The 24,560-nt window shown below is 74.0% G+C and carries 19 protein-coding genes; 14 read left to right on the top strand and 5 right to left on the bottom strand.

The features are described from left to right. Positions 1-53 precede the first annotated feature (53 nt). Positions 54-2,987 carry a GNAT family N-acetyltransferase gene (locus CcI49_RS01520; RefSeq protein ID WP_076824200.1) on the top strand — a complete coding sequence of 978 codons (2,934 nt, stop codon included), beginning with the start codon at positions 54-56 and terminating at the stop codon, positions 2,985-2,987. Between the two features lie 58 nt (positions 2,988-3,045). Here the strand turns inward: CcI49_RS01520 and CcI49_RS01515 are convergent, their stop codons facing one another. Then, positions 3,046-3,552, bottom strand: a complete 507-nt coding sequence (locus CcI49_RS01515) for a hypothetical protein (protein ID WP_054564181.1) — start codon at positions 3,550-3,552, stop codon at positions 3,046-3,048. Between the two features lie 382 nt (positions 3,553-3,934). Here CcI49_RS01515 and CcI49_RS01510 point away from each other — a divergent pair, with 382 nt between their 5' ends. From CcI49_RS01510 to CcI49_RS01460, 11 genes are all read left to right on the top strand, one after another. Continuing rightward, positions 3,935-4,483 carry a hypothetical protein gene (locus CcI49_RS01510; protein WP_054564182.1) on the top strand — a complete coding sequence of 183 codons (549 nt, stop codon included), beginning with the start codon at positions 3,935-3,937 and terminating at the stop codon, positions 4,481-4,483. A gap of 107 nt (positions 4,484-4,590) precedes the next feature. Beyond that, entirely contained in the window at positions 4,591-5,628 is a 1,038-nt protein-coding gene (locus CcI49_RS01505; RefSeq protein WP_076823767.1) for a hypothetical protein, read from the top strand. 78 nt (positions 5,629-5,706) lie between these two features. Further along, the gene (locus tag CcI49_RS01500) at positions 5,707-6,495 is read left to right on the top strand and encodes an SDR family oxidoreductase (RefSeq protein WP_054564184.1); all 789 of its coding nucleotides are present in this window, start codon (positions 5,707-5,709) and stop codon (positions 6,493-6,495) included. Positions 6,496-6,736: 241 nt separating this feature from the next. Further along, positions 6,737-6,940: a hypothetical protein gene (locus CcI49_RS01495; RefSeq protein WP_054564185.1), complete on the top strand. Its 204-nt coding sequence runs from the start codon at positions 6,737-6,739 to the stop codon at positions 6,938-6,940. Positions 6,941-7,215: 275 nt separating this feature from the next. Then, entirely contained in the window at positions 7,216-8,448 is a 1,233-nt protein-coding gene (locus CcI49_RS01490; RefSeq protein WP_076823765.1) for a DNA repair exonuclease, read from the top strand. Continuing rightward, positions 8,448-12,446: a histone-like nucleoid-structuring protein Lsr2 gene (locus CcI49_RS01485; protein ID WP_076823763.1), complete on the top strand. Its 3,999-nt coding sequence runs from the start codon at positions 8,448-8,450 to the stop codon at positions 12,444-12,446. The genes CcI49_RS01490 and CcI49_RS01485 overlap by 1 nt, the downstream gene beginning before the upstream one ends. Positions 12,447-12,571: 125 nt before the next feature. Then, positions 12,572-13,435, top strand: a complete 864-nt coding sequence (locus CcI49_RS01480) for a prephenate dehydratase (RefSeq protein ID WP_054564188.1) — start codon at positions 12,572-12,574, stop codon at positions 13,433-13,435. A gap of 25 nt (positions 13,436-13,460) precedes the next feature. Next, entirely contained in the window at positions 13,461-14,291 is an 831-nt protein-coding gene (locus CcI49_RS01475; protein WP_076823760.1) for a PhzF family phenazine biosynthesis protein, read from the top strand. 15 nt (positions 14,292-14,306) lie between these two features. After that, positions 14,307-14,639, top strand: coding sequence for a DUF2277 domain-containing protein (locus CcI49_RS01470; RefSeq protein ID WP_083749251.1), 333 nt, complete (start codon positions 14,307-14,309; stop codon positions 14,637-14,639). 86 nt (positions 14,640-14,725) lie between these two features. Beyond that, positions 14,726-16,714: an ATP-dependent zinc metalloprotease FtsH gene (gene ftsH / locus CcI49_RS01465; protein ID WP_076824198.1), complete on the top strand. Its 1,989-nt coding sequence runs from the start codon at positions 14,726-14,728 to the stop codon at positions 16,712-16,714. Between the two features lie 64 nt (positions 16,715-16,778). Next, positions 16,779-18,017 (top strand): FAD-dependent oxidoreductase, encoded by a 1,239-nt coding sequence (locus CcI49_RS01460; RefSeq protein ID WP_076824196.1) that lies wholly within the window; start codon positions 16,779-16,781, stop codon positions 18,015-18,017. A gap of 419 nt (positions 18,018-18,436) precedes the next feature. Here CcI49_RS01460 and CcI49_RS01455 read toward each other — a convergent pair whose 3' ends face one another. Further along, positions 18,437-19,054: a MarR family transcriptional regulator gene (locus CcI49_RS01455; protein ID WP_241839855.1), complete on the bottom strand. Its 618-nt coding sequence runs from the start codon at positions 19,052-19,054 to the stop codon at positions 18,437-18,439. An 81-nt stretch (positions 19,055-19,135) separates the two neighbouring features. On the opposite strand from CcI49_RS01455, the gene CcI49_RS01450 reads away from it, so the two are divergent. Further along, positions 19,136-19,909: a pirin-like bicupin family protein gene (locus CcI49_RS01450; RefSeq protein WP_054564192.1), complete on the top strand. Its 774-nt coding sequence runs from the start codon at positions 19,136-19,138 to the stop codon at positions 19,907-19,909. A 266-nt stretch (positions 19,910-20,175) separates the two neighbouring features. Next, on the top strand, positions 20,176-21,204 hold the full coding sequence (locus tag CcI49_RS01445) for a hypothetical protein (protein WP_076823758.1): 1,029 nt from the start codon (positions 20,176-20,178) through the stop codon (positions 21,202-21,204). A 148-nt stretch (positions 21,205-21,352) separates the two neighbouring features. Here the strand turns inward: CcI49_RS01445 and CcI49_RS01440 are convergent, their stop codons facing one another. The 3 genes from CcI49_RS01440 to CcI49_RS01430 form a co-directional block, all read right to left on the bottom strand. Next, positions 21,353-21,637 carry a GNAT family N-acetyltransferase gene (locus tag CcI49_RS01440; RefSeq protein WP_076823755.1) on the bottom strand — a complete coding sequence of 95 codons (285 nt, stop codon included), beginning with the start codon at positions 21,635-21,637 and terminating at the stop codon, positions 21,353-21,355. Positions 21,638-21,683: 46 nt separating this feature from the next. Next, the gene (locus tag CcI49_RS01435) at positions 21,684-22,769 is read right to left on the bottom strand and encodes a nitroreductase (protein WP_076823753.1); all 1,086 of its coding nucleotides are present in this window, start codon (positions 22,767-22,769) and stop codon (positions 21,684-21,686) included. A gap of 204 nt (positions 22,770-22,973) precedes the next feature. After that, positions 22,974-24,521 carry an AAA family ATPase gene (locus tag CcI49_RS01430; protein WP_076823751.1) on the bottom strand — a complete coding sequence of 516 codons (1,548 nt, stop codon included), beginning with the start codon at positions 24,519-24,521 and terminating at the stop codon, positions 22,974-22,976. Between the last annotated feature and the right edge of the window lie 39 nt (positions 24,522-24,560).

The raw sequence follows: 24,560 nt of genomic DNA, 5'->3' as shown, positions 1-24,560 counted from the left end.
TCGCAGGGCTGACGGCACCGGAGGTGGGCATCCGGGAGGTAGGAGGCTCGGCGATGGCAGAGGCCGTACGAGATGAGGCCGTGCGAGATCTGGGCCGTCCGGCGCGCTGGCAGGCGGACGCCGTGCTCACCGACGGCGCGCCCGTCCAGCTGCGGCCGGCGCTCGGCACCGACGCGGCCGATCTCGCCGCGTTGTACTCCGGCCTGACTGAGGCCGAGGCCGCGGGCCTGCCCGCCCCGTGGGACGACGAGCAGACGTCCGACGCCCTCGCGAAGCGACTCACCGACGACGACCACCGGGACCATCTGGTGGTCGTCGCGATCCTGCGCGGCCGGCTGGTCGGGGCGGCGGAGTACGTCCGGTCGGGCGCGCGCCCGGGCCCGGCCCGGGTCCGCCTGGTCGTGCGGACGGGGTACCGGCGCCGGGGTGTGGGGCCGCTGCTGCTGGAGCACCTGACCGCGGCCGCCGGCGATCTGGGCGTTCGGCACCTGGTCGCCGACCTGCCCAGCAGCAACGACCACGCCCAGCGGGTCTTCCAGGCCGCCGGGTTCGTCCCCGACGACGCTCCCAACGACAGTTCCGGCACCGACAGCGGCAGCCGCGGCGACGGCGACGGCGACGGCAGCAGCAGCAGCAGCAGCGGCGGCGGCGGCGGCGGGCGGATCATCCGGATGGTGTTCTCGACCGCCCAGGCGCCGCGGGCGCGGGGCATCTCGCGGGCGTTGGAGCAGCGTGCCGAGGCACGCAGCATCGCCCGGCTGCTGAACCCCCGGGCGGTCGCGGTCATCGGCGCCGGCAGGCGACCGGGCAACGCGGGCCACGAGGTGTTCCGGCGGCTGCTGTCCAGCGACTTCCACGGCCCGGTCTACCCGGTCAACCCGGCGGCCCGGCAGATCGCCTCGGTCTACGCCTATCCCGACGTGCGCGAGATCCCGGACCCGGTCGACCTGGCGGTGATCGCGCTGCCGGCGGCCCAGGTCGCCGACGCCGTCCGCGCCTGCGCGCAGAAGGACGTCCGGAACCTGATCGTCGTCTCGGCCGGCTTCGCCGAGGCCGGGGCCGACGGCCGGGCCCGCCTCGCCGAGGTGACCCGACTGGCCCGCGAGTCGGGCATGCGGCTGATCGGCCCGAACGCGATGGGTGTGATCAACACTGATCCGGCGGTCCGCCTGCACGCCACGTTCGCCGCCGGCTCGCCCCCGACCGGGCGGGTCGGTGCCTTCACCCAGTCCGGGGCGCTGGCCGGCACCTTCCTCGCCGAGACGGCGCGGCGCTCGATCGGCCTGTCGACGTTCGTCTCCACCGGTGACCGTTCGGACGTCTCGGGCAACGACCTGTTGCAGTTCTGGCAGTCGGACGAGCGCACCGAGGTCATCCTGCTGCACCTGCAGAGCTTCGGCAACCCCCGCAAGTTCGCCCGGATCGCCCGGCGGCTGGGCCGGCGCAAGCCGGTGATCGCGCTCAAGAGCGGCGGCAGCTCCACCGATCCGGCGCTGGACGCGCTGTTCACCAGCGCCGGCGTCATCCGGGTCGACACGCTGGGGCAGCTCTTCGACATGGCCGCGCTGCTGGTGTCCCAGCCGCTGCCGGCCGGGCGGCGGGTCGGCATCGTCGGGACGTCCAGCGCGCTGGCCGCCCTGGCGGTGGACGCCTGCCACACGGCCGGGCTCGACGTGGCACGGTTCGGCCCGGCCACCACGGCCGCGTTGGGTGACCTGCTTGACGGCCAGGACGCGACGAACCCGGTGGACCTGGGCGCGATGGCCGCCCCGGACCGGTTCGAGGCGGCGCTGCGCACCGTCGCCGGCTCGGGCGACGTCGACGCCGTGCTGGTGCTGATCACCCCGCATCCCGCTGGCGACGAGCTGGCGCGGGCCGTGCGCGGCGTCGCCGCGGCGGGCCGCCTGCCGGTCGTCGCGTCCTTCCTCGGCCATGACGGGATCCCGGCCGCGCTGGCCGCCCGCCGGACCGACCACGGCGCGGCATCGGGCCACGCCTCGGCCCCGGGTTCCGCCTCGACGCCGGGCCGCGGCTCGACGCCGGGCCACGTCTCCACGCCGGGCCACGTCTCCACGCCGGGCCGCGCCTCGACGCCGGGCCGCGGCTCGGTGCCGTCCTTCGCCTCGCCGGAGTCGGCGGCGTGGGCGATCGCCCGGGCCGCCGACCACGCGGCCTGGCGGGACCGCGACCAGGGCACGGTGCCCACCCTCGACCGGCTCGACCTGGGCCGGACCATGCGCGCGATGGACGGCGCGGCGATGGACGGCGAATGGCTGCCACCGGGCCGGGTCACGGGAATCCTCGCCGGAGTCGGCCTCGCGGTCTGGCCGGCTGAACGGGTGGTCTCCGAAAGCCACGCGCTGGCCGCGGCCGAACGGATCGGGTGGCCAGTCGCCCTCAAGATCGCGGACGAGCGCTTCCGTGGCCGGCTGGACGTCGGCGCGGTGCGCCTGGGCATCGAGGGCCCCGGCGCGCTGGCCGAGGCGTGGCGCACCATCCGGGCCGCGGTCGGGCCGGGCGACATGCTGGTGCAGCCGATGGCCCCGGCTGGTGTCTCCACCGTGGTCCGCATGACCCATGACCCGGCGGTCGGGCCGCTGGTGTCGCTGCGGCTGGGCGGAGCGGTCGCGGACCTGCTCGTCGACCCGCTGGCCCGCGCGCTGCCCCTCACCGACCGGGACGCCGCGGAGCTGGTGCGCGGCATCCGGGGCGCCGTCATGCTGGTCGGCACCGGCGACTCCGGCAGCACGGGCGCCACGGGTGGGACGGCGCCAGCCGATCTCGCCGCCCTGGAGGACGTGCTGCACCGGCTCGCCCGGCTCGCCGAGCGTGCGCCCGCCGTCGCCGAGGTGCTCCTCGACCCGGTGCTCGTCGGCCGCTCCGGTGTCGTGCTGCTGCATGCCGGTGTCCGTCTGCTGCCGCCGGGGACCGACCCGGAGTCGCTGCCACGGCGGATGACCGGATCGGGCGTCGACTTCTTCCGCTAGCGCGCCGCTTTCTTCCGCCGGCACGCCGGTGCTCGCGCAGGCGCCGTCCGCCGCGGGCTCAGGCCACCGAGTGGGTCACCGTGCAGGTGTACATGCCGGCGACCACGCTGGACGGGACGTTCACGATGAGCGTGGGATTCCACGACACGGTGCTCTGCAGGACGTTGAGCGTGACCGCGGAGAAGGCGGTGCGGGTGGTGCTCAGCGTGACCGCGTTGGCCGCCGTGGCCTGGCCCGGGGTGGTGACCGAGAGCAGGCCCGTGGTGGCGGTGACGGGCCCGGACCAGTAGGACAGATTGCTGTTCAGCACCGTCTGCTGGCTTCCTCCGGCACCGGTGGTGCAGTTCGTCGACGACACCGACGTCGTCCAGGTGCCGACCAGGTTCGTGCTGGTGACCGTGACAGTGCCGAGCGCCGCCGTGAGCGTGCCGGTGCCCACCTGCCGGGAACCGAGGTCCTTCGCGGTCGGCACGGTGATATTCAACGCCGCGCTGGCAGGTGCGATCCCCATACCGGATGACACCAGTGTCAGCGCGGCGAGCGTCAGCCGCCGGGAAGGGTGCATTCGACGGAACCCGGCCAAGCGGAAGCCGCAGCCCGGCAGACGGTTGCGCACCGCGCATTGGTATCGCGGGTGCTGATCGCGGGCAAGGATGCCCGCCGCAGCTGAAGATCCGATTCCTGAACGAACCCGGCGGGACCGGGCGTCACACATCGCCGGACCGGCCGATCGGGGCGGGACTCGGCCACCGGGAGCGGCCTGGCCGGTTCCCCACCACTCGTTCCCGAGGTGACMTTTACCCCAGGCCACTCGCGGTTACGGAGAGTAGCTATTACCTCTTGACCTGGCTACGGTGGCGACACTCACGATCGATAAACATCCCCGTCCTGGCGGCCAGTCGGGACAGCGAGCCACGGCGGTACGCCGCCGGGAACGGAGGTGCGGCATGCGCAGATCATCACTCGCGGTAACCATCGGAGCCGCGACGATCATGGCGGCTGGCTTGGCGCTCACCCCACCCGCGACCGCCGCGACGTCCGGCACGACCACCGTCACGTTCACGCTCACCGGCGGAACCCTCGACATCACCGTCCCGGGGCCCGCAGCGGTGAACCTCGGCTCGTTCGCCGTCACCGCGCCGACCGTGTCCGGGCCGCTGGGCACCGTGGCCGTCACCGACTCGCGCGGCCTTGCCGCCGCGACCTGGGTCGCGAGTGTCGCCTCCTCGGCGTTCGCGGGCAGCGGCACGGCCGCGGGCGTCACGATTCCGGCGTCCGCCGCCGCCTACGCACCCGGAACAATCACAGCTAGTAATGTCTCGACTACGGGATCAAACGTGGCCGCGCTCTCTGCCACCGCGCAGACCGCGGTGACGGCCACGGCTGGCACCGGCGTGAACACCGCGTCCTGGAACCCGACCGTCACCGTCACGATTCCGGCGGCGTCGAGGGTGGCAGGCACCTTCACCGCGACGGTGACGCACTCGGTCGCCTAGCGGTCTGGCCGTCCGCGACCACGGACGGCCACGCACGCCAGGGGGTAACGACGGAACAGCGATCTGGCCGGGCACTGCCCGGCCATTACATCGCGCGGACCATTTCGGTGATCGTGGCCAGTCTGCTGCTGGCCACGATCACCGCGGGTGCCTCGCCCGCAGCGCGGGCGAGCGATGACGGTTCGATCGGTGTCCGTCTCATGGAGGTCACCGACAGCCTGCGCCTCGACCCGCGCGCCCGGCAGTACCTGATCGATCATCTGGAGCCGGGCACGGTCATCGACCGGCACGTCGAGGTCGCCAACAACAGCGCCGAGCCGCGCCGGATCACCATCTATCCGGGTGCCGCGACAGTCGGGAAGGGCCGCTTCTCCTTCGGTGACGGCCACGCCGCCAACGAGCTGACCACGTGGACCCGCGTCGACAAGGAGGTCCTCGAAGTCGCGCCGCACAGCGTCGACACTGTCACGGTCCGCGTCGCCGTGCCGACCGACGCCTCGCCCGGCGAGCACTACGGCGTCCTCTGGGCCGAGACCGCCAGCACCACGAACGACGACGGCGGCGTCGAGATGGTCAACAGGGTGGGCATCCGCATCTATCTCGACATCGGGCCGGGCGGACCCGCGCCGTCCGCCTTCACCATGTCGGACATCGTGGCCCGGCGGCTGGAGGACGGACGACCCGCCATGATCACAACCGTCCACAACACGGGTGGGCGGGCCCTGGACATCACCGGCGAGCTGCTGCTGACCGACGGACCCGGCGGCCTGCGGGCCGGCCCGTTCGACGCGAAGCTCGGGACGACCATCGCCCCGGGCGAAAGCGACCCGGTCACGGTCTTCCTGGATCCGCTGGTACCGGCCGGCCCGTGGAAGGCGACGATCACCCTGCGCAGCGGCCTGGTGGAGAACACCATCTCCGCGCGCATCCGCTTCCCCGACCGGCCCGGCACCCAGGCCGGCCCGGTACGTGAGCGCCTCCTTCCGTTCCTTCCACTGGACGGGCCGGCCGCTGTCGCGGCCGTCGCGGGCACCGGCATGCTCACCGCGGCGGTCGCCCTGCTCACGGGTCGCGCTGTCCACCGCCGCGGTACCGGCCGCGGCCGCCACGCCCGCCGGGTCGGCAAGGGGGCCGAGGAGGAGTAGACCGCCCCGGTGTCCCTAGGGTCTTCAGGGATCGGACGGGCCGATGGGGACCGGACCGTGGACGACGGAGGATGCTCCATGGATCTTGAACTGGCTGGCAGGGTCATCCTGGTCACCGGTGGCTCCGAAGGTCTCGGCGCGGCGCTCGTCCGCACCCTGGCCGCGGAGGGCGCGCGGGTGGCCTTCTGCGCCCGCCGCGCCGAGGCCCTCGACCAGCTCGCCGAAGAGATCATCAAGGCCGGTGCGGACCAGGCGGATGTGCTGCCGGTGGCCGCCGACGTCACCAGCCCCGCCGACCTGGAGCGGTTCACCGAGCTCGCCGTCGGCCGCTGGGGCCGGATCGACGGGCTGGTGAACAACGCCGGGCGCAGCGCCGCCGAGATGTTCGACACCCAGACCGACGAGATGTGGAGCGAGGACCTCGAGCTCAAGGTCTACAGCGCGATCCGGCTCATCCGGCTGGCGCTTCCGCATCTGCGCGCCGCCGGTGGCGGCAGCATCGTCAACACCCTCGCCGTGGCGGCGAAGGCACCGGGGGCCGGATCGACACCCACCTCGGTGTCCCGGGCCGCCGGCCTCGCCCTGACCAAGGCTCTGTCGAAGGAGCTGGGCCGGGACGGGATCCGGGTCAACGCGGTGCTCATCGGGCTGTTGGAGAGCAGGCAGTGGGAACGGCGGGCGACCGAGCTCGGTGTCAGCACGAGTGACCTCTACGCCGACCTCGGCCAGAACTCCGGCATCCCGCTCGGGCGGGTCGGCGAGGCCCGGGACTTCGCCGACCTCGCCGCGTTCCTGCTCTCGCCGCGGGCGGCCTACCTCACCGGCGCCGGCATCAACCTGGACGGCGGGCTCTCCCCGGTGCACTGAGCGACCGCACTGAGCGACCCGGTGCACTGAGCGACCCGGTGAAGGAGCCACCCGGTGAGCGGATCGACCCGGTGGGCCGAGCCGCCGGGTGAGCCAGGTCGCCGGGTGAGCCAGGTCGCCGGGTGAGCCAGGTCACCCGGTGCTCCGGGTCGGAATCTCGTAATTCGCAGGCTTAACCCGCGCCTACCCGGGAAGCAGGAAAAACGAGCAACACGATCACACCACCACGCGGAGGACGACCGTGAGCCTGATCCACAGCCTGCTCGAAGGACTCGACGCCAGCGACCGGGAACGAACCGTCGGCCTGATCAACCGAAGCATCGCGGCGGACCTGGCCAGCGTCGCCGACGGCGCCGGGCCGACCCGGCAGGTCGACGTGGGCACGCGCAGCCGGGCCCGGCGCACGCGCTCGACGTCGGGATCGGGCGCACGCTCCGGGCGCTGAACGCTCCCGTACCGGGGCTGCACGCACAGCTGCCCACGCAACAGAGAGAAACATCAGGACCACGCTGGACCGGCAACGATCCGGAAATTCGCCAATGTCACGCGCCCACACGGCGTGGGACTGTTCGAGATGTCCCTTTGCGGTACTAGGTTCTGGCCGTTCGGCCTCGCGCGTCGCGACGAGGGCCGTCCGCGGATCGCACCACGCGAGCCGTGCCACCCGACCGCAACCGCGCATCACCCACTGCGCGGGGGCGGCCCGCCGCAAGAGGGAAGATGCGTCTCGTTCACGCAGCCGACGTCCACCTCGACAGCCCCCTGCGCGGGCTGACCCGGYTCGGCGACGGCGACCTCGCCCAACTGCTCCGCCAGGCGACCAGGCGGGCGCTCGGCAACCTGGTCGATCTCACCATCGCCAGGCAGGCGGACGCACTGCTGCTCGCCGGGGACATCTACGACGGAACCTGGCACGACTACGCGACCGGGCGGTACTTCGTCGAGCAGATGGGGCGCCTGCGCGACAGCGGCGTCCGGGTGTTCATGATCTCGGGGAACCACGATGCCGAGAGCGAGATCACCCGGACGCTCACGCTGCCCCCCAACGTCTTCGTGTTCCCGGCCGAACAGCCGGACACGCACATCGTCGAGGACCTGGGCCTGGCGGTGCACGGGCAGAGCTACGCGACCCGTGCCGTCGGGGCCAACCTCGTCCTGCGGTACCCCGACGCAGTCGGCGGGCTGGTCAACGTCGGTCTCCTGCACACCGCGGCGGACGGCGCCGACGGCCACGACAACTACGCGCCGTGTTCGGCGGACGACCTGGCCCGCACCCGGTACGACTACTTCGCGCTCGGCCACGTCCACACCCATCGCGTGGTGGCCGCCGGCGAGCAGGTGGCGGCGTTCAGCGGGAACCTGCAGGGCCGCACCCCGCGGGAGGCCGGCCCGAAGGGCGCGCTCGTCGTCGAGATCACCGGCACCGGCCCCGCCCGCGTCGAGCACGTGCCGTGCGATGTCGCCCGCTGGGCGATGATCACGGTCGACACCAGCGGCACCGCCACCCTCGACGCCGTCCTCGACCGGATCGCACGGGAGCTGCGGGACGCGCGGGACGCCGCCGGCGACCGCCCCGTCGTCGCGCGGATCGTGCTCACCGGCACCAGCCGGGCCGCCGCCGACCTCGCCGACGCGGAGCGGCTGCGCGAGGAGCTGCGCTCCGTCGCGGACGGCCTGCGGGTCTGCCTGGAGAAGATCGTCACCCGGGTCACCGATCCGGCGTCCGCCGGCGGCGTCGACCCCGAGCTGATCACGTCGATCCGGGTCGCGTGCGAATCGCTCGGCGGGCAACCGGACCTGCTCCGGCAGTGGGCCGGCCCGCTCGATCGGGAGGTCGGGCGGCTGCTGCGCACCGCCGAGCTGCTCGACCTGGGTGACCCCGGCACGCTCGGCGAGCTGGCACACCGGGCCGGGGCCGGCCTGCTGGCCCGGCTGGCCGGCGGTGACGCCTGATGCGCATCCGGGCGTTGGGGCTTGAGCGCTACGGTGCCTTCGAAGCCCGCCGCGTCGAGTTCGGCCCCGGGCTGACGCTGGTCGTCGGCGCCAACGAGGCCGGCAAGTCCACCACCCTGGACGCGCTGTCCGACCTGCTGTGGACCTTCCGCGGCACCCGGCAGAGCTTCCATTTCGGCCTGGGCGCGCTGAGCCTGAGCGCCGAGGTCGAGCTGCCGTCGGCGCCGACGGCGCCGACGGAGATCAGGCGCCGCAACACCGGTCTGCAGACGGTCGCGGACGGCGTCCCGTTCACGCCGCCCTGGGGCTCCGGCGGCGCCGCGGAACGCGACCGCTGGCGCCGCGCGTTCGGGCTTTCCCACGCCGAGCTGCGCGAAGGCGGCGACCTGGTCTTCGCGGGCCGCGGTGACCTCGCCGAGCTCGTCTTCACCGCGCGCAGCGGGCGGGCCGTGCGCAGCCTGCTCGACGCGCTTGAGGCCGAGGTCGACTCCCTCTACAAGCAGCATCGCAACAGCAGGACGTCGAAGCTGCGCATCGCGCTCGCGGACTACCAGCGCCAGGCCGAGCAGGCGACGTCGTCCATGACCCGCGCGGCCCAGGTCGAGGCGGCGCGCCACGAGCTGGCGCTACGCCGCGACGAGGCCGCGGCGGCAGCGGCGGCCGCCCGGGCCGCCGCCGCGCGGCTCGACCGGATGGAACAGCGGGGCCGGGCCGCGGCCTTCGTCCGGGACCTCGTGGTGCTCCGGGAGCGCCGGATCGCCCTGCTCACAGCCGGCACCGTGCTCACCGCGGAGCAGGCGGCGGTCTTCGACGCCAGTGCCGCGCAGACCGTGGCCGCCGAGGCGGAGCTGGAACGGCTGACCACCGAGCTGACCGAACGCCGCGCCGCGCGCGCGAAGCTGACCGTCGACGAGGCCGTGCTCGCGGACGGCGAGACCATCATCCGGCTGGACCGGGCCAGCGTCGCCCGGCTGGGCGACGGCCGCCGTGCCCATGAACTGGGCACCGAGTCAGGTCACCAGGCCGCGCGGGCCCGCGCGCTGGTGCTGGGCCTCGTCGGCCCGAGCGACGGGCGCGACACCGCCGACCTGCTCGACCAGCTGCACGTCCCCCGAGATCTCGCCGCCCAGCTGGACGCGCTGGCCGCCACGATAGGTGACCTCGGCGACGAGCTGGGCCGGGCCGAGGAGACACTGTCCGCCGCCCGCCAGCGCCACGACGCCGCCACCGAGCTCTCCCCCGGGGCCGATCCGGCCACGATCAGCCATCTCAAGGCCGTGGTCGCCGCGGTCGGCGCCCAGGGGTCGGCGACCGCGCTGGCCCGGGACGCCGTCGACGCGGCGGCCCACGCGGTCCGCGACCGGCGGGCGGCACTGCACCGCGCCGGTGCCCGCGACCTGGACGGCCCTCCGCCGGCCCTGCCCTTGCGCGCCGAGGTGCGGGCGGCGCGCAAGGAGCTGGACGCGGCGCGGGTGACACTGGCCCGGCGCGAAGAGGAACTGGTCGGGGCCACCCGCGATGACGATCTCGCCCAGGGCCGGCTCGCCGAAGTGGACGAGCAGGACCTGCCGGACTCCGCGACGCTGGAGCAGGCCCGCGCGACCCGCACCCGGCTGTGGAACCTGCTGATCGCCGCGACCGGCACCGCCGCGTCGGACACCACCGCCACGTCGCACACCACCGCCACATCGGACGTCATCGCCGCATCGGACGTCATCGCCGCATCGGACACCGCCGCGCCCGGCGCGGCGCAGGGTCTGAGCCGGCAGCGGGCCGGTGAGCTCCTGCCGGTGCTCGCCGCCGGCATCGCCCAGGCCGACGAGGTCGCCGACCAGCTCATCCGGCACGCCGACCTCGCGGCCCGGCGCGGTCAGCTCCGCCGGGAGGCCGCGACCGCCCGGGAGCGGGTCACGGACGCGGTGTCCGCCGCCGCCGCGGCTGCCGACGCCGCCGATCGGGCCGGCGCCGTCTGGACGGCGCTGTGGCAGGACGCCGGCCTCGCCGCTCCCGACCGGGACGACGTGGACGACGTCCTGCAGGCCGTCGACGACGCGCATCGTGCGCACGGCGAGCTGCTCGCCGCGCAGGCTCGCGTCACCGGGCTGGACCCGCAGGTGCGGGCGCAGCGCGGCGCGCTGGCCGAAGCGCTGGCCCAGGTCGGTGTCCCGGCCGCGGAAGCCGACCTCGACAGCCTGCTCGGCGCCGCGCATGGCGTGCTCGACGACGACGATCGGGCCCGGGAGCAGCGCGCCACCGCGCTGCATTCCGGGCGTGTCGTCGACGAGGCGGAGCGTGACCTGGCGAAACGCCGCGAGGAGCTGCGTGGTGCCGAGGACGACTGGCAGGCCCTCGTCCGCCGGGCCGCCCTGGCGGACGTCACCGACCCCCGGGGGTGGGCCGAGCGGCGGGCTGTGCTCACCGAGGCCGCCGCGCTGCACGAGCTGGCGCTGCGGGCCGGCCGGGACGCCGACGCCGCCGGCGGCGTGTTCGGCGACTTCGCCGCCGAGGTGACGGGCCTGGCCGCCCGGCACGGCCTGCGCCGGACCGCCACGCCGGCAGCGGCAGCGGCAGCGGCAGCGGCACACGTGACCGCAAACGCGACGGCGACGGCGACGGCGACGGCGACGGCCGACGATCTGGATGCCGAGATCGGGGCACTGGCCGACCTGGTCGATCAGCTCAGCGGCCTGCACCGGGTCGCCGCGCAGAACCGGGCCCGCGCCACGGAGATCGACCAGGCGATCGACGGACTCACCACCCGCGTCGAGGCGGCGGCGGGCCTGCGGGACAGCGCCGCGGGACGTCTCGACGAGCTCGGTGCCCAGGTCACCCTCACACCCGGGCAGACCCTCGCGGACGCGGCGGCCCGCCAGCGGGACCTTGCCCATGTGACGGCGGAGCTGACGGCCGCCGAGGCCCTCCTGCATGCGACCGTCCCCGGCGACGACCTCGAGGCCGTCGTCGGCGACCTGACCGGACGGACGGACGCGGAGCTGGCGGCCGAGGTCACCCGCGCCCGGGACGAGCGGGACCGGTACGCCACCGCGCAGACGGACGCCTGGACGGCGGTCGGCACCGTCGAGCGACGTCTGCTCGATCTGGAGAGCGGCGCGAGCGCCGGCGAGCTGCACGCGCGGGCCCAGGAGTCGCTGGCCCTGGTCGCGGAGACCGCGGAACGCTACGTCATCGCCCGTATCCAGCACGAGACGCTGCGCGGCGAGCTGGCGGCGTACGAACGTCGCCACGCGTCGCCCCTGCTCACTGCGGCGGGGCAGCTGCTCGAACGGCTCACCGAGGGCCGGTACGTGGCGCTGCGGGCCGTCGACCGCGGCGACAACGCCCGGACGTTGAAGGTCATCCGCTCGGACGAGCACGAGCTCGGGCCGCACGAGCTGTCGGAGGGCACCTGCGACCAGGTGTTCCTCGCCCTGCGGCTGGCCGCGATCGACCAGCTGCAGCGGGAGCGGGCCGATCGCGGCGAGCCCACGCTGCCGGTCGTGCTCGACGACGTCCTGATGACCTTCGACGACGATCGGACCAGGGCCGCCCTGCGGGTGCTGACCGAGTTCGCGCCCAGCTGGCAGATCATCCTGCTGACCCACCACGAGCACCTCGCCGACCTGGCCCGGGACGTCGTCGTCGGCCGGGACGACGACGACCTGATCACGATCACGTATCTGCCCGCCGCGTTCGCGATCGCCGCTGCCCGCGAGCCCGATCACATCCGGGCCATGGCGGGGATCGGGCTGCCGACCGAACCGGGCGACCGGCTCCTTCCCGCCCCGGCCGGGCCGCGCGGGTCGGTGGCGCTCACCTCCGCCGGTTCCCCGGGCTCCTCGGGCACCGCCGGCTCCTCCGGCCCGGGCGGCGCCGGGGCCGGCGGCCGGGATCCCGGCCAGATCCGCTGGTGGGCCAAACAGAACGGCTTCGAGGTCGGTGACCGCGGCCGCATCCCACGGGAGATCATCGAGGCCTTCGAGGCCGCCCACTCGGGCTGACGCCCGCCGCGGTGAGCTCCGTCCCGCGGCGGGCGGGAACCCGCTCACCGCCCGGTACCGTCGAAAGGCGGCACCGGGACGTGCCGCACGCAGGACCAACCACGAACCGAAGGCAGGAAACCGTAATGGCCGGGCGTCAGAAGATCGCATATCAGGGCGAGCCGGGGGCCAACTCCCATATCGCCTGCCGCGACGTCTACCCCGATTTCGAGGCGGTACCGTTCCAGACCTTCGAGGAGTGCTTCACCGCGCTGGAGGACGGCACCGTCGGCCTGGCCATGATTCCGGTCGAGAACTCGACCGCGGGCCGGGTGGCGGACATTCATCACCTGCTCCCGAACTCGTCCGTGCACATCATCGGCGAGTACTTCCTGCCGATCCGGCACCAGCTCGTGGGCCTGCCGCGCGCGACCATGGACGACCTCAAGACGGTGCACAGCCACCCGCAGGCGCTGGCACAGTGCCGCAACGCCATCCGCGCGCTCGGGCTCACCGCCGTCCCGGCCGCGGACACCGCGGGCAGCGCGCGCGAGGTCGCCGAATGGGACGACGTGACGAAGGCGGCGGTCTCCTCCCGGCTGGCGGCCGAGGAGTACGGTCTGCGGGTGCTGCGGGCCGATCTCGAGGACGAGGAGCACAACACCACCCGCTTCCTGATCCTCTCCAACGAACGCCTGCGCGCCGCGGCCGGCGTCGGGCCGATCGTCACCACCTTCGTCTTCAAGGTCCGGAACATGCCGGCGGCGCTTTACAAGGCGATGGGCGGCTTCGCCACCAACGGCATCAACATGACGAAACTGGAGAGCTGCATGGTGAGCGGCGAGTTCGTGGCGACGCAGTTCCTAGCCGACATCGAGGGCAGCCCGGAGGACCCGGCCGTCGAACGGGCCTTCTCCGAGCTCGGCTTCTTCGCCGACTACCGGATCCTCGGGGTCTACCGGGCCAGCCGGTTCCGCGAGCGGTACGGCCCGGCGACCGAGCGCGCCTGAGCGCCCCCGCCGACCCGGCCCCGCCATGCGACGCGCGTTCCAGCAGGTCGACGTCTTCACCGACCGGCCCTGCCTCGGTAATCCCCTCGCGGTGGTCCTCGACGCCGAAGGCCTGACCGCCGCGCAGATGCAGCGGTTCGCGGCCTGGACGAACCTCTCCGAGACGACCTTCGTCGTCGCGCCGACCACACCGGCGGCCGACTACCGGGTCCGTATCTTCACCCCGGCGAGCGAGGTGCCGTTCGCGGGCCATCCGACGCTGGGAACCGCCCACGCCTGGCTGGGCGCGGGCGGGRCACCCCGCGACGACGACCGGATCATCCAGGAATGCGACGCGGGCCTGATCACCGTCCGCCGGGAGGCGCCGTCGGGGCTGGCCTTCGCGGCGCCGCCGCTGCTGCGCTACGAGCAGGCGGACGCCGAGCTGCTGGTTCACCTCGCCGAGGTCCTGCGGATCGAGACCACGGACATCGTCGCCGCCCAGTGGGTGGACAACGGCCCGGGCTGGGTGGCGGTGATGCTCGACTCCGCCGAGGCGGTGCTGGCGATCCAGCCGGGCGCCGTCGACCTGAGCGTGGGTGTCATCGGCCCGCACCCGGAGGGCGGCCCGGCCGCCTTCGAGGTGCGGGCGTTCAGCCATCTGCTCACCACGGTCGAGGACCCGGTGACGGGCAGCCTGAACGCCTCGCTCGCCACCTGGTTGTTCGACACCGGCGTGGTCCACAGCCCGTACACCACCCGGCAGGGCACCAGGCTCGGCCGGGAGGGGCAGGTCCGTCTCTCCCGCGACGAGGCCGGCACCATCTGGGTCGGCGGCGACGCCGTGACCTGCATCATCGGCGAGGTCGACCTCTGATCTACCGTGGTATGCATGTGTCGCAACATCACGGAGCTGCGTGGGCTCGCCCCGCCCGCGAGCGACGAGGAGATCGAGGCCGCGGCCCTGCAGTTCGTCCGTAAGGTCAGCGGCCTGCGCCAGCCACCGGCCGCCGCGGCCGAGGCGTTCGAGGCGGCCGTGGCCGAGGTCGCCGCGAGTGTGCACCGGCTGCTGGGCGAGCTGCCCGCGCGGCGAACGCCACCGGCTACCGTGCCGCCGCTGCGCCGACCGGAGGTCCAGGCCCGGCTCGCCGCTGCCTCCTCTTCCTCCTCCGGTACCGCCAAACAAGCACATGCAGGGCACACACCGGCGGCGCCCGGGTCATAGCTGGGCATACTGAGGTTCGTGCCTGGAGTTTTGACAGCTGTTGTTGGATCGCCCGCGGGGCGGCCGGCGGATCTGTGGTGGAGCCGGTGATCTCCCGTGTCGTCCTCGACGGTGAGCATCGCTCCGCTCCGGCGCGCTCCGGCCCGCCGAAGGACACCCCACCCAAGCCCGCTCCCCCGCCGATGCCGGGCTGGCGCCGGTTCCTGATCCCGCTCGGGCTCGTCGTCACGGTGCTGCTGCTGTTCGGCCCGAGCCTGTTCGCCGCAGCGCCGGACGAGCTGGCCTACTCGGACTTCGTCGGCCGGGTCGACGCCGGCCAGGTCCGCTCCGTCACGATCGACGACCAGGGCGCCGTCGACGGCACGCTCACCGACGGCAAGGACTTCACCACCCGGATTCCGACCGCGCTCGACAGCACCGCGCTGACGAGCAAGCTCGCGGCCAGGAAGGTCGAGATCACCGCGACCCGGACGGGGACGTCCTTCCTGTCGGTGCTGCTCAGCTTCCTGCCGCTGCTCCTGCTGATCGGTTTCTTCGTCTGGTCCGGTCGGATGGCGCGCCGCCAGCTCGGCGGCGGCGCCGGCGGCCCGCTCGGGATGTTCAGCCGCTCCCGCGCGAAGGTCACCGACGTGGTCCGCCCGGAGACCAGGTTCACCGACGTCGCTGGCTACGAGGGCGCGAAACAGGAGATCAGCGAGGTCGTCGACTTCCTGCGCAACCCCGACCAGTACCGCGAGGCCGGCGCGCACGGTCCGCGCGGCGTGCTGATGGTCGGCCCGCCCGGCACCGGCAAGACCCTGCTCGCCCGGGCCGTCGCCGGTGAGGCCGAGGTCCCGTTCCTGTCGATCGCCGGGTCCGGTTTCGTCGAGATGTTCGTCGGCGTCGGCGCGTCCCGGGTGCGGGACCTGTTCGCCGAGGCACGCCGGCGCGCGCCGTCGATCATCTTCATCGACGAGATCGACGCGATCGGCGGCCGTCGTGGGGGCAGCGCCTTCGGCGGCGCCAACGACGAACGCGAGCAGACCCTCAACCAGCTGCTGGCCGAGATGGACGGCTTCGAGGCGAGCAGCGGCGTGGTGATCCTCGCCGCGACGAACCGCCCCGAGACCCTCGACCGCGCGCTGCTGCGGCCCGGGCGCTTCGACCGCCAGGTCACCGTGCCGCTGCCGAACCAGGCCGAACGCGCCGAGATCCTCGCCGTGCACGTCCGCGGCAAGCACCTGACCGCGGACGTCGACCTCACCCGGGTGGCCCGCGGCACTCCCGGGTTCTCCGGCGCGGACCTGGCGAACCTGATCAACGAGGCGGCCATCAACGCCGTGCGGGCGGGCCGGTCCACCCTGAGCGCCGCGGATCTCGACGCCGCGCGCGACCGGATCCTGCTCGGCCGCCGCGACGCGTCCAACGCCCTGCTGCCGGACGAGAAGCGGTCGGTGGCGGTGCACGAGTCCGGCCACGCCCTGGTCGCGGCGCTCTGCGCCGACGCCGATCCGGTGGCGAAGGTGACGATCCTGCCCGCGGGCATGGCACTGGGGGTGACCCAGCAGCTCCCCGAGGCCGAGCGGCACCTGTACAGCGAGAACTACCTCACCGACAGCCTCGCCGTCCGCCTCGCGGGCCGGGCCGCCGAGCTCGTCGTGTTCGGGCACGGGTCCACCGGTGCCTCGAACGACCTGGCCGGGGCGACGTCGCTGGCGACCCGCATGGTCCGCGAGTTCGGTCTCTCCGCGGAGGTCGGCCCGGTCGGGTACGCCTCGGACGGGCCCGGCTACCTCGGCACCGACGAGATCGTCGGCCGCCCCTACTCGGAGCAGACCCAGCGGCTGATCGACTCCGAGGTGGCGCGGCTGCTCCGGGAGGCGGAGGCACGTGCCGTCGACCTGCTGCGTATGCACCGGGACGCCCTGAACGAGCTGACCGCCCGCCTGCTCGAGGAGGAGACGGTCGACGGAACGGTCGTGGACGAGATCGCCGCCGCCTCGGTGGCGAAGTTCGCCCACGCCCCGGGTGGCACCGGGYCGAACGGTGAGGGGCCGCAGGGGGGAATACCGCCCCAGATCACCCTGGAGACCTGAACCCACGTCGGTCCGGCGGCCTGACGGGGTAGGCAGCTGTCATGACGCCGGAGCTGGTATGGGCATGACACCGGAGCGGGTCAGCCACACGTTCGAGGTCTGTGTGGTCGGCGGCGGGCCGGCCGGGATCATGCTCGGCCTGCTGCTCGCCCGGCACGGCCTGCGCACCTGCGTGCTGGAGAAGCACGAGGACTTCCTGCGGGACTTCCGCGGGGACACGGTGCACCCGTCGACGCTGACGCTGCTCGACCGGATCGGGCTCGGCGGGCCCACCCGGGCGCTGCCCGGCCGTCGGGTGACCAGTCTCAGCGTCACCTTCGCCGACGGAACATTCCAGGTCGCCGACTTCGCCCGGCTGCGGACGGATCACCCCTACCTGTACTTCGTCCCGCAGTGGGACCTGCTGGAGATGCTCGCCCGCACCGGCGCCGAGATTCCCGCCTTCACCCTCCTGCGCCGCCGGAACGTGACGGGGCTGCTCCGGGACGGCGGCGGGCAGGTCGTCGGGGTCACCGCAGACGGCCCCGACGGACCGGAGACGGTGCGGGCCCGGCTCACCGTGGGCGCCGACGGCCGGGGATCGGTCGTACGAACCCACCTCGGCCTGCCGATGCGCCAGTTCGGCGCGCCGATGGACGTGCTGTGGTTCCGGCTCCCCCGGCGCCCCGAGGACGGTGCGGGGCTGGGCGGCCTCGCCGGGTCTGGCCGCCTGCTGGTGCGGATCGATCGGGGCGAGTACTGGCAGGTCGCCTACCTGATCCGCAAGGGCGGCTATGACGCGGTCCGCGCCGAGGGGATCGACGCGCTGCGCCGCGGCGTCGCGGCGGTCGCCCCCGACTTCGCCGACCGCGTCGGCGGCATCGGGACCTGGGACGACGTCCACCTGCTCACGGTGCGGATCGACCGGGCCCGGCGCTGGTACGCGCCCGGCGCCCTCATCATCGGGGACGCGGCCCATCCGATGAGCCCGATCGGCGGGGTCGGGATCAATCTCGCCGTACAGGACGCGGTCGCCGCGGCCCGCCTGCTCGCCGGGCCGCTGCTCGCCGGCCGCGAGCCGGCCCGCGCGCCGACGCCACGACAGCTCGCCGCGGTGCAGCGCCGGCGCCTCCCCCCGACCGTGCTCACCCAGCTGCTGCAGCGGGCCGCCCAGCGAGCGTTTCTCGGCCCGACCCTGGACGGACCGGCCGACGGGTCGCCGCCCACAGCCCCCGCACTGCTCCGGCGCATCGCCCGAACCCCGGCGGCCCAGGGCGCGTTCGCCCACATCGTCGGCATCGGCTTCCGACCCGAGCTCCCCTGACCAGGCGCGACTACCTCAGGGGACTTCGCCGGTGGTCCGGTGCGGGTCGAGAACCGTCTCGTGCTCGTGGCCACGAAACCGGACGCATAAGTGAGATCGGACATGCAACGACGCGACTCGTCGATTAGCCCGTTTTGGCGAGTCGCAAGAGTGAACGATTTTGGTCGTTCCAACGACCAAAATCCTTCTTTCTTGCGACTCGCCAGGCGATCCTGCGCCCCCTTTACCCTGCTTCGCGGTGAATTGACGGTTACTGCGTGGGCGGTGCGGGATCCTCGGCGAGTGGCCGTGGGGTGGGGTGGGGTTCGCATTCCGTCAGCACCGCTCCGCCAGGCCCGTGCTGGTGGCCCGGGCAGCAGCCACGCCCGACCGCCACAGCCCGGCCGCAGGCCGCAGGAACCTCATAGCGGACGGCGACGTCAGGACAGCGGTGGCCGGTTCCCCGCCGCAGTGGCAAGCCGGGCCAGCACCGCGGCGGAGATGGCGTCCAGCGCGCCGACCTGGGCCTCGGTCAGGGCGTCGAACACATGCTCCCGGACGAACGTGACATGCGCGGGCGCGGCGCGCTCGATCACGGCCCGGCCCTGCGGGGTCAGGACGACCAGCGCGCCGCGGCCATCCTCGGCGCATTCCTCCCGGACCACCAGGCCACGGCGCTGCATCCGCGCGACGTGGTGGGACAGCCGGCTCTGCTCCCACGACAGCGCGTGGGCGAGACGGCTCACCCGCAGCCGCCCCTGCGGCGCCTCGGTGAGGTGCACGAGGACGTCGTAGTCGGCCAAGGAGATGCCGGCGTCGGCGGTGAGCTCGCGATTCATCCGGGCGGCGAGCTCACCGGCCATGAGCAGGTAGCGACGCCAGGCCCGCTGCTCGTGTTCGGCAAGCCAGCGCACCTCGCCCGCAACGCCCGCCGGACCCGCAACGCCCGCCGGACCCGCAACGCCCGCCGGACCCGCAGCGCCCGCAGCGCCGGTCGCACTCGCAGCGCCCGCAGCGCCGGTCGCACTCGCGGCGCCGGTCGCCGCGGCGCCGGTCACGGGCTGGAATACCTCGTCCGCACCTCTAGTTGACACGTCATGTAGCTTAATGACACGTCATGAAGATGGAAAGGGGTCACCATGGCCAGCGCGACACTGAGCCCCCAGGTCGACATCCGCCGCGCGGACGACCGCGCGAAGACGAAGATCGCCTGGCTCGACTCGAAGCACTCCTTCTCGTTCGGCCAGCACTACGACCCGGCCAACACCCACCACGGGCTGCTGCTCGTCAGCAACGACGACACCGTGCGGGCGGGGACGGGTTTCGAGACCCATCCGCACACGGACATGGAGATCGTCACCTGGGTGCTGCAGGGGTCGCTCGTCCACCAGGACTCGACGGGCAACAAGGGTGTGATCTACCCGGGTCTCGCCCAGCGGATGAGTGCCGGCCGGGGCATCCTGCACTCGGAGAAGAACGACGCCTGGCGGCTGACAAGTGACACCGAGCCCCACGACGACCCGGTCCACTTCATCCAGATGTGGGTCGTTCCGGACGAGCGCGGCATCGACCCCGGCTACGAGCAGCTGGAGATCGACAACGAGCTGCTCCGGGGCGGCCTCGTGACCGTCGCCTCCGGAATGGACCGACACGACGGCGCGTCGGCGATCCGCATCAAGAACCGGTACGCGGCACTGCACGTCGCTCGGCTCACCCCGGGGCAGAGCGTGGAGCTGCCCGACGCCCCCTACCTGCACCTCTTCGTCGCACGCGGCGAAGTCAACCTGGAAGGGGCCGGTCCGCTGCACGAAGGTGACGCGGTGCGGTTCACCGCCGTCGGTGGCCAGCGGGTGACCGGTGTCGAGCCCGCCGAGGTCCTGGTCTGGGAGATGCACGCCGGTCTGTCCGCCTGACCCACCTGGGCGTCTGGCGGCCCACCAACGGCCGCCAGGCCGCTCGGCGCGGGCCTGCTGCTGGCGCCGCGGGCCAGGTGGCCACCCTTCCGACCCTGATTCGGGTGGGAGGCCGTCGGCGTGGAGCGTTGCCGCGCCGTGGCCTCGGGACGGAGACTGCCGACCCAGCCCCGAGGCTCCGCAGACACGCGGTGCCGTCCGACCAGCCGCCCCTGACCTTCCGGTGGCCCGCCGACCCCGATCGGCGAGCGCCGAAAGGACTCCTCGTGCGGGCAGCGCTGACCGCGGCGACACTGGCCTCGACGATCATCGCGGTGCTCATCGCGCCGGCCGCCGCTGCCACGGCCGCGAGCGGCTCCCCGCCCCCCGCGCCGAACGGGACGCTCGTCGTCGCGCTCGGCACCGAGGACCTGATCGGCCCCATCGAGGTCCACGTCGACCTGGACCCGGAGCCGGGCCAGAACCAGCCAGACCTCTTCGGCTCCGCCGAACCGGACGACGACCAGGCCGCCGAACCCGCTGAACGGCCCGGACCGGCCGCCGGGCACCACCACACCGCGCACCCCGGGAACACGCCGGCGGGCAAGCCCAGCCAGGCGGCCGGTGGCCCCGCGGGTCGCGGCGATGGAAACGGCCCGGCAGCACCCCGGGGCGGCAGCGCGCCGGCCACCGCGACCGGAGCAGCAGCCGCGGGCGACGCGGGCCCTCCGGCCGGCGCAGTCCAACCGGCCGGCGCAGTCCAACCGGCCGGCGCAGCTCAGCCAGCCGGCGGGGCGGCACGTGGCGTGCCTGGCTCCGGCACCGCACGGTCCGAGACGACGGACGCGGGCCTGCCACCGGCCTCATCACCGGTGGCGACACCGCCCGAAGCCCCGGACGACCCCGTCGGCGACCGCTCCGGGCCCTCCGGATCACATCAGGGCAACGCGGTCAGCTGGCCCGGTCCGCGTCCGAGCGTCGTACCGGCACCCGCTTCGGCGAGGCCGGGGCAGCTGACCGCGGCCCGCGCCCACGATCGCGGATCACCCACGAGCGGCGGGGCGGCGCGGTCCACGGCCGAGCGGGCCCTTCTCGCCGGAACGGCCACCCTCGGGGTGGTGCTCGCCGCCGCGGGACTGGCCGCCGCCCCACTCGCCCGCAGGCTGAGCCGACGAACACCCCGCCGACGTTCCCGGCGCGCCCCGCACACCCCATCCCCCGCCGCACGCAGGCCCGGGCACCTTCACCGGTCGCCCCCCGACGAGGTCCCTCCGGACCCGTTTCCCACCCTCGACGACATTCCCRCCCAGCGCTAGAGCCCAGCACTCCGCCAACCCGTTCGGCAGAATCCGGAGCTCGGGCTGTGGCTGCTGCCGGGCAGGAGTCGAGCCCTCCTGATGTGAATTGCTGGCGCTGCGCGACGGTGCGACCAGGCCCGAAGGCGGCTCGGCTCGGTCTGGGCTGTCAGCTCCGGACAAGGTCGGCGTATTCGGGGTGGCGGTCGATGAACGCCCTGATGAACGGGCACTGCGGAAYGACCGCGAGCCCCTCGGCGCGTACCGCGTCCAGCGCCGCGGCGGCGAGGGCCGACCCCACACCGGTGCCCTTGAAGGCCGGGTCCACCACGGTGTGCACGAACGTCACCGCCGACTTCGTCCGGGTGTAGGTGGCGAAGCCGGCGACCTCACCGGTCCCGGTCCGGGCTTCGAAGCGGCTGGCTGAGGAGTTGTCGACAACGGTGACGTCCATAACGCCATCCTGGCCGGTGGCGGCACCCAGGGCTATCGGACCCCGTTCAACCGATCTGGAGGATCTCGTCGACCCCGCGGCGGGGCGTGCCGGGAAGCGGCGGCAGGGCCGGGTCGGGGCGGCCCAGGCGCAGCATCATCTGGGCGTGCCCGGTGGCTCCGATCACCGCGCCCAGCTGCGCGCGGCTGGCGGTGAGGTCGATCACCTGGCCCAGCGGCGAGGCGGCCAGCCCCCGGGCGGTCGCGGTCAGCATCACCCGCCCCGTCGCACCGCCGGCGATCAGCCAGTCGACGGGGCGGTCGCTGTCGGTGCCGACCACGAGGACGGTCGGGCGCTCCACCGGCCCCTCCCCCGGTGCCGCCGACGCGGTACCGCCGCCCGCCAGGCCGCCGCCTGCCACGCCCGGAGCGCCCGAAGCGTCGTTCCCGCCGTCGACGCCGAAATCCCGCAGGACGAACTCCGACTGGCGCTCCCCGGCCACGTCCGGCACCGCGCTGGACGGAATCCCATCCGCCGCCACCGACGGCTCATGGCGCCACTGGCGCAGCTCGGCGGCGTACGCGGGGTCGTGGGCCTCGTGCCAGTCGGCGCGGGACAACAGCACGGAGGTCTCGATCCGCGAGTCCGTGTCGTCGACGAACCAGGCCCAGGCGGATTCGGCCTCGGCGGCGTGACGCAGCGCCGACAGATCGTCCGAGGTCAGCCGCCCGCGGTCGCCCGCCAGGAACGGCCGGCGGTCCGTGTGGCGCGTGGCCATGGCCGCGACGAGGTCGGCCTCGGCCGGGCTGGCCGGCCGGCGCCCGCTCACCGTGAGGGTGGCGAGCGGCTGGTCCGCCGCGGGCACGCCCGTCTCGTCGTCGGCGAACGGGCCGAGCACCGCGTCGACCAGCAGACCGCGTGAGCGGGCCGCGAGGCGGGCGAAGGCCAGCGAGGCACCGCAGCTGATCAGCAGCTGACGCCCCTCGGGGTCGGCGACCTGCAACAGCCTGGCGGGGTCGGCGAACAGGTGCAGCCCCGCCGCGTCCAGCCGCCAGCGCCAGGGCTGGGTGTTGTGAATGGACGGCGCGAGCTCGGCCAGCTCGACGATCGCGCGGGCGTCACTCTCCGTCAGCCGCATGGCGGTACCGACCATGGCCTCTCCCGTCCGTCGACGACCCGGTCCATCGTCGTGCGTCGCCGACATCATGCGTACAGGACCCCCCGGTCACCCGAAGGCCCCATTGTCGCTTCTCGCCGGCTCACCGGGCCGCTCCAACTCGCCCTACCCAGCCTTCCAGTGTTCGCCCTACCCAGACTCGCGAACGTTGGACCTGCCCGGGCCGACTCCGTCACCCGCTCAGGCGACGCAGCGCTCGGCGGCCTGGAACGCCTCGCCTTCGGGCACCGTCGTCTGGATCACCCTGGCCGTCGGCCACGGCTCGGCCCAGGCGCTCATCGCCCTGTGCAGGGTGGACATGGCACCGGCGGTGGTCGTGGGCCTGCCGGACCCCGCCGTGCCGGACGCCCCGGACGGCCCGGACGGCCCGGACGGCCCAGACGGCCCGGAGGCCGGCTGCCGGGCCGCGTCACGCCGTGCCAGCCGGGCGGCCGCAACCTCGGGCGAGGTCACGCAGCGCAGCTCGATCAGCTCCGCTCCGGTCTCCCGCGCGAGCCGCGCGGCCGCGGCGCGGTGGCGCCCGTCCGACCACGAGGCGTCGATGATCACCGTCTCCCCGCCGGACAGGAAGACCCGGGCCCGCGCCAGCAGCTCCAGGTACGTCCGCGCGGTGATCTCCGATGCCAGCGGCCACACGTAGGAGTTGTCCGCGCCCACCTCCTCGGCGGAGAACCGCGCCCGCACCTCGTCGGAGCGGATCAGCACCCGGCCGCCGTCGCCGGCGGCGAGCCGGCCGGCCAGGGTCGTCTTCCCGGTGCCGGGCAGGCCGCCGACGAGCACGAGCCGTACCCGCGCGCGGCGCAGATGCCGGTAGGCGATGTCGGCGAGACGGCGAGCCTGCTCCCCCGCGGCGGCCGCGACCGTGGCCGCCTCGACCAGCGCACGGTAGGCGATGTGCAGGTGCTCCAGCGAGCGCGGATGCGCCGTCCCGGCGAACTCCTGGTAGGCGCGCAGGAGAAGGTCGGCGTCCTCCGATGACCCGAGGCGCTCCAGCTCCACCGCGAGCAGCGCGACGTCCCCGAGGACGTCGTCGTGCCGCCCGTCGGCCTCCGCCCGGGCGAGGATGCGCGGCCCGTCGTCCAGGCAGTAGATGTCGTCGGCCCGCAGGCTTCCGTGCCCGTCGCGGACCCACCCGCCCGTGACCCGCCCGGCCAGCATCGCGCCGCGGCCGGCGAGGTACGCCCGGGCCAGCCGGCCGATCTCGTCCACCAGCTCGGCCTCGAGCACCGTCCCCCGGAACGCGTCGGCGGCGGTGATCGCCTCCTGCCACCGTGCCTCGGACCGCCCGGGATCGTCGACGCCGCTCCCGGGCGAGGCCTCGCAGCGCGCGTGGAACCCGGCGACGGCCCGCGCGACGGCGCGGACCTCCTCGTCGATGTGGCCACCCCGCCGGAGCAGGGACGCGAGCTGGCGACCGGCCGGCAGCCGGCGCAGGACGACAGCGTGATCCTGGACGACGCCGCCGTCGTCGACGACGTCCGCCACGCCGAGGTAGACATCCGGTGCCAGCGGCCGGTTACGCGCCACCTCGGCGCGGCACGCCGCGAGCCGGGTCAGCAGGCCACGGAAGGCGGGCTCGCCCGGGTCCAGCGGCCGGCGCCGTTTGAGGACGCGGTCGGCGGTCAGGCAGAGCACCGCGTCGGCCGTCTCGACCACCCGGCCGCCGGCGCCCGGCCGTGACCACAGCGCCGCGGGAACGGGCCTCGCGGCCATCTGCTCGACCGGCATGGCACCTCTCTCCGCACCGTTGCGTCCGGCATCCATCGT

It is taken from the genome of Frankia sp. CcI49, from assembly GCF_001983215.1.
Taxonomy (GTDB): domain Bacteria; phylum Actinomycetota; class Actinomycetes; order Frankiales; family Frankiaceae; genus Parafrankia; species Parafrankia irregularis.
This window is presented reverse-complemented; position numbering and strand designations above follow the sequence as displayed.

What these genes read in the sequence shown, in the direction of transcription:
- CcI49_RS01520 (WP_076824200.1), top strand. Translation starts at nt 54, where the DNA reads ATGGCAGAGGCCGTACGAGATGAGGCCGTGCGAGATCTGGGCCGTCCG.
- CcI49_RS01515 (WP_054564181.1), bottom strand. Translation starts at nt 3,552, where the DNA reads ATGCACCCTTCCCGGCGGCTGACGCTCGCCGCGCTGACACTGGTGTCA.
- CcI49_RS01510 (WP_054564182.1), top strand. Translation starts at nt 3,935, where the DNA reads ATGCGCAGATCATCACTCGCGGTAACCATCGGAGCCGCGACGATCATG.
- CcI49_RS01500 (WP_054564184.1), top strand. Translation starts at nt 5,707, where the DNA reads ATGGATCTTGAACTGGCTGGCAGGGTCATCCTGGTCACCGGTGGCTCC.
- CcI49_RS01485 (WP_076823763.1), top strand. Translation starts at nt 8,448, where the DNA reads ATGCGCATCCGGGCGTTGGGGCTTGAGCGCTACGGTGCCTTCGAAGCC.
- CcI49_RS01480 (WP_054564188.1), top strand. Translation starts at nt 12,572, where the DNA reads ATGGCCGGGCGTCAGAAGATCGCATATCAGGGCGAGCCGGGGGCCAAC.
- CcI49_RS01470 (WP_083749251.1), top strand. Translation starts at nt 14,307, where the DNA reads ATGTGTCGCAACATCACGGAGCTGCGTGGGCTCGCCCCGCCCGCGAGC.
- CcI49_RS01460 (WP_076824196.1), top strand. Translation starts at nt 16,779, where the DNA reads ATGACACCGGAGCGGGTCAGCCACACGTTCGAGGTCTGTGTGGTCGGC.
- CcI49_RS01450 (WP_054564192.1), top strand. Translation starts at nt 19,136, where the DNA reads ATGGCCAGCGCGACACTGAGCCCCCAGGTCGACATCCGCCGCGCGGAC.
- CcI49_RS01435 (WP_076823753.1), bottom strand. Translation starts at nt 22,769, where the DNA reads ATGGTCGGTACCGCCATGCGGCTGACGGAGAGTGACGCCCGCGCGATC.
- CcI49_RS01430 (WP_076823751.1), bottom strand. Translation starts at nt 24,521, where the DNA reads ATGCCGGTCGAGCAGATGGCCGCGAGGCCCGTTCCCGCGGCGCTGTGG.